The 3,713-nt window shown below is 29.2% G+C and carries 3 protein-coding genes and 1 pseudogene; 2 read left to right on the top strand and 2 right to left on the bottom strand.

From position 1 onward, the window contains the following. The coding region (locus G8Y84_RS08075) for an ABC-F family ATP-binding cassette domain-containing protein (RefSeq protein WP_165806269.1) at window positions 1–763 on the bottom strand (763 nt) is incomplete at its 3' end. A gap of 397 nt (window positions 764–1,160) precedes the next feature. Between G8Y84_RS08075 and G8Y84_RS08070 the strand changes: the two genes are divergently transcribed. After that, complete coding sequence (locus tag G8Y84_RS08070) at window positions 1,161–1,769, top strand: recombinase family protein (RefSeq protein ID WP_037577271.1); 609 nt, start codon at window positions 1,161–1,163, stop codon at window positions 1,767–1,769. Window positions 1,770–2,056: 287 nt separating this feature from the next. Here G8Y84_RS08070 and G8Y84_RS08065 read toward each other — a convergent pair. Then, window positions 2,057–2,601 (bottom strand): annotated as a pseudogene (locus tag G8Y84_RS08065) (glycosyltransferase). A gap of 330 nt (window positions 2,602–2,931) precedes the next feature. Here G8Y84_RS08065 and G8Y84_RS08055 point away from each other — a divergent pair. After that, window positions 2,932–3,713, top strand: a 782-nt coding sequence (locus G8Y84_RS08055; RefSeq protein WP_165806267.1) for a protein rep, incomplete at its 3' end; no start/stop codon positions are given.

The following is a 3,713-nucleotide window of genomic DNA, read 5'->3' as shown; positions in this document are numbered from 1 at the left end:
CTAACAGCCTTTTTTCTCTTTCTTCAACAAATTGCGAATAATTTCCATTATAAACATGGAGCATTTTTTGATCTATTTCCATAATTTGATTTGCTGTTTCATCTAAAAAATAACGATCATGTGAGACGATTACGGTAGCACCTTCAAAATTTTCTATATAGTTAGTCAACCATTCTATAGATTTAACATCAAGGTGATTTGTTGGTTCATCTAAAAGTAGCAAATCAGTAGACTTAATTAACATTTGAGCAAGACCTACTTTTGTACGTTCTCCTCCTGATAAGTTCCCCCACTCTGTATCAAGTAAATGGTCAATATTTAATCCATAAGTCACTTTACGTATCTTAGAATCTATCTCGTAACCACCATTTTCTTCATAATATGTCTGTAGTTCGCCATAGCGAGACATTAGTGTAGTTATACTTTCTTTATCTTCAGCCATTTTATTTTCTATAGCTTCAAGTTGTTCTGATATAGTATTTAACTCTTGAAATACAGATTTCAAACATTGATAAACACTTGTATCATTTTCATAATTGGGTATTTGGTTTAAATAACCGATTCTCACATTTTTCTTCCAACTAATAATGCCTTTGGAAGGTTTTTCTAACCCTGCTAGCAGTTTTAGCAAAGTAGTTTTTCCTTCACCATTACGTCCTACTAATCCTACAGTATCACCAGAATTAAGGGTCAACTTGATATTATCGAATAAAGTTTCTTCTACATAACTTTTAGAAACATTCGAAGCATTGAGTATATTCATTTTTATTCCTCCATATCCTCTATAAGGAAGAAGTATATAGTGTCAGTTCCTTATAGATTCGATTATTAATTTCAAAAAAGACAGACTTCACCAATTTTGGAATTAAAATCGAAAATTTGTTGCGTATAATCTGTAAATATCTGCAACAATAAGCTATAAGAAACATTTAGACACCTCCTCAAATATGATTTATACACAGTTTACAATAAAAAATTGGCAACTTAAAGAGTGTGATAAGGCCTCCTACTATAAAGTCAATTAGGATGTTAAGTAATACATTAAGATATAAGAATTTTTGTAAGTTATAGGTACACCCTAATCATACAAATAGAGTTGTTGAAATTATCGCAACTAAAACGTATGATTAGGGTGTATATTAATTATGAGGTGAAAATCAATGATTGTTGGCTACGCGAGAGTATCTTCTATAGATCAAAATTTAGAAAGACAACTAGAAAATTTAAAAATGTTTGGTGTTGAAAAAGTTTTCACAGAAAAACAGTCTGGGAAATCTATTGAAAATAGACCGGTACTTCAAGAAGCACTTAACTTTGTGAGAATGGGGGATCGGTTTGTCGTGGAATCGATTGATCGTTTAGGTCGTAATTACGATGAAGTGATTCATACTGTTAATTATTTAAAAGACAAAGAAGTTCAATTGATGATTACTAGCTTACCTATGATGAATGAAGTAATCGGCAATCCATTATTAGATAAATTTATGAAAGACCTAATCATTCAAATATTAGCAATGGTTTCAGAACAAGAACGAAATGAAAGTAAACGTAGACAAGCACAAGGTATTAAAGTTGCGAAAGAAAAAGGTGTATATAAAGGGCGTCCGTTACTTTATTCAGCGAATGCTAAAGATCCTCAAAAACGTATTATTTATCATAGAGTTGTAGAAATGTTAAAGGAAGGCACAGCTATCAGTAAGATTGCGAAAGAAGTGAATATAACAAGGCAGACTGTTTATAGAATTAAACACGACAATGATTTGGTTTAATAAACTTTGTTTCAATGCAACTGAGAGTTTCTCACAGCATTCTAAAACACATATTAATCTTCTATTATGAGATTTTAACAATGAAACAAAAAAAGAGAGATTAAAGATTCTCTCTTTTCTCAATAAGTAAAAATTAATACACATACATTTTTGTATGTGTATTAAACATTCCAAATTCAAACAGTATCTCAAAAACAAGCGTTTTCTTCGAAATTTCAAAATATAATATTTTAGAAAAAAGTATTCTAACTACTCATTTAAGTCAAAATTAAGGTGATTACGTATATTTATAAATTATTTTGATTTATTATATTATTATTTTCAATGAATTCAAACCATTTATTTTTAACACTTTGTTTTGAAAACTTCTCTTCAATTTTTTCTATACTTTTTTTACTCATAACTTTTAGGACTTTTTCATTATTTTTTAGATATGATATTTTTTCAGCTAATTCCTTTATATTGTCTTTGCTAATAATTAAGCCATTTTTATTATTATCAATTATTTCTTGTGGGCCATAGTTAAAATCGTAAGAAATTACAGGAGTTCCGACAGCCATACTTTCCAAAATACCTAATGAAAATCCTTCAGTTTTAGAGGTGGTTATAGAAAACAATGATTCATTATATATTTCTAATGGATTATTAGTATAACCTTTAAATATAATGTTGTTTTCCAGTTTATTTTTTTGACTAAGGATTTTAAATTTTCTAATTCATCTCCATTTCCATAAATTTCCAATATAAATCCAGGATCATCATTTTTAATTAGGTTTATTGCTTTAATTATATGATCGATTTGTTTTAATTTAACTAACCTAGAAATAACCACAGCTTTGTTTTTTCTAATGATATTATTAATCTCTTTTGAAGGTAAAGTCTGTATACCGTGTGGAATAACTTTTACTTTTTCTGAATAACCATAATTATTTACAATATCCTCTTTTTGTTGGCTTGATAATAAGGGTAACTATTTCGATTTGAAATAGTTACCCTTAAATCGTTGGTGTGACTAGCTTCAAGCACAAAAAAAGTTGCTTTTTTCAGCATACTATTGTATCGTTTTAGGTGTCTAAGCTAAACGAAAAATAGAAAGGAGAAAAAGCAACTTTTTTTATATACATAGTTTGAGAAAAACTAAGTTGTTTTTGTGTGTTATAACATGGATAAGTATACTGAGAAAAAACAGAGAAATCAAGTGTTTCAGAATTTTATAGAACGTCATATTGGGGAAAATCAGATGGAATTAGTAAGGGAATGTAATACATTTTTATCGTTTGTTGCGGATAAAACGCTTGAAAAGAAAAAATTGTATAAAGCGAATCCTTGTAAGAATCGCTTTTGTCCAATGTGTGCATGGCGTAAAGCTCGGAAAGATGCTTTGGGGTTGTCGTTGATGATGCAGTATGTAAAGCAGGTAGAACAAAAAGAGTTTATCTTTTTAACTTTAACGACGCCGAATGTAAGGGCAAATGATCTTGAAGATGAAATCAAAAAGTATAATAAGTCTTTTAAGAAAATGTTTGAGCGTAAAAAAGTAAAGACACTTTCTAAAGGTTACGTTCGTAAATTAGAGATTACTTATAATGAACAAGAAGATACATATAATCCGCATTTTCACGTGTTAATTGCAGTGAATAAATCTTATTTCAAAGATACTAAAGTTTATGTTAATCAAAAAGAGTGGCTTGAGTTATGGCGGGATGTAACGGGTATGCCTGAAATAACACAAGTACATGTCCAGAAAATCCGACAAAATAATAATAAAGAACTTTATGAAATGGCTAAGTATTCAGGAAAAGATAGCGATTATTTAGTGAATCAAAGAGTATTCGACACTTTTTATAAGTCATTAAAAGGGAAACAGGTTTTAGTTTATTCAGGTCTTTTTAAAGAGGCTAGAAAAAAGTTAAAAAATGGCGAGTTAGATTATTTAAAAGAAAT

Origin of the sequence: Staphylococcus sp. 11511212 (assembly GCF_011394755.1) — a bacterium.
Taxonomy (GTDB): Bacteria; Bacillota; Bacilli; order Staphylococcales; family Staphylococcaceae; genus Staphylococcus; species Staphylococcus chromogenes.
Note: the sequence above shows the minus strand (reverse complement) of the source record. Positions and strands in the feature narration are given on the sequence as shown.

Coding starts and splice junctions, on each gene's coding strand:
- G8Y84_RS08070 (WP_037577271.1), top strand. CDS start 1,161: ATGATTGTTGGCTACGCGAGAGTATCTTCTATAGATCAAAATTTAGAA.